The sequence below is a fragment of the Phenylobacterium sp. genome, from assembly GCF_030693805.1.
In the GTDB taxonomy this organism is placed as follows: Bacteria; Pseudomonadota; Alphaproteobacteria; order Caulobacterales; family Caulobacteraceae; genus Phenylobacterium.
Window position 1 is genome coordinate 1 of record NZ_JAUXZW010000096.1, and the last position, 1,232, is coordinate 1,232.

Genomic DNA, 1,232 nt, shown 5'->3' on the forward strand with positions numbered 1-1,232 from the left:
TTTTCTGAAAGGGGAAAAAAAAGGAGGGAAAAATACGCTAATTTTTATTGACGAGATTCAAAACTCGCCGCAGGCAGTTGCCTTGCTTCGTTATTTCTACGAAGATGCGCCTGAAATTTATGTGATTGCAGCAGGTTCACTGTTAGAATCGGTCATTGACAGGCACATTTCATTCCCGGTAGGCCGGGTCGAATATCTGGCTGTGAGGCCATGTTCGTTCAACGAATTCTTAACAGCGACCAGAGAACAGGCATCGTCTGATATTTTGTCGAAATGGCCCATTCCTCAATATGCTCATGAAAAGCTACAATCTCTTTTTAACCGTTATACATTGATTGGTGGTATGCCGGCCATTGTGGCCAATTATGCCAGCAACAAAGACTTGGTAGGCCTAAATTCTGAATATCAATCGCTGATTGCCGGGTATATTGACGATGTTGAAAAATACGCAATAAAAAACAGTTCTGTGCAGCATATCAGGCATATCCTGCGCACAGGTTTCAGGTATAGTTGCCAACGTATCAAATTTGAACGCTTTGGCGAATCAGATTATCGTTCGCGTGAGATATCGGAAGCTTTCCGGATACTCGAAAAAACCATGCTAATTGAAATGGTTTACCCAACGGGTTCGTCGAGTGTGCCATTTCTGCCAGATTATAAAAAATCTCCCCGGCTTCACTGGCTCGATACCGGTTTGATGAATTACGCAGTAGGAGTTCAATACGAAGTTTTTGGTGCAAAAGAACTGAGTTCTGTTTGGCGTGGCCTTGTAGCCGAACACATTGTTGGGCAAGAGTTGATTGCAGAAGATTACAGCGTTTTAACCCAACGATCTTTCTGGGTGCGTGAAGCTAAAAACTCAAATGCAGAGTTAGATTATTTGCTTTCAAACGCTGGCCGCTTGATTCCGGTTGAAGTAAAATCGGGTGTTGGAAGTACGTTGAAATCTCTTCATCTCTTTATGGATCAGGCTCCACACCAACTGGCTATCAGAATCTGGAACCAACCATTTTCTGAATCCGAAATTCAAACAGCCACTGGTAAAAAATTCAGGTTGCTTAATGTACCGTATTATCTGGTTTCACAATTAAACCAGATCATTGAAAGATGTGATCAGTAAATCCAGTGCAATTTCAACGCCGCCTCCCACAAAACCTCGACCGGGTGCAGCGCTTTTCGGCCCGTTCCATCCTCAATGTGGTGGCGGCACGAAGTTCCGGGAGCAACAATAA

At 43.7% G+C, this 1,232-nt stretch carries 1 protein-coding gene; it reads left to right on the forward strand.

Annotation, left to right across the window (positions count from 1 at the left end):
• Positions 1 to 1,120: ATP-binding protein (locus Q8M88_RS04310; RefSeq protein ID WP_305595015.1), on the forward strand; the 1,120-nt coding region annotated here is incomplete at its 5' end.
• Between the last annotated feature and the right edge of the window lie 112 nt (positions 1,121 to 1,232).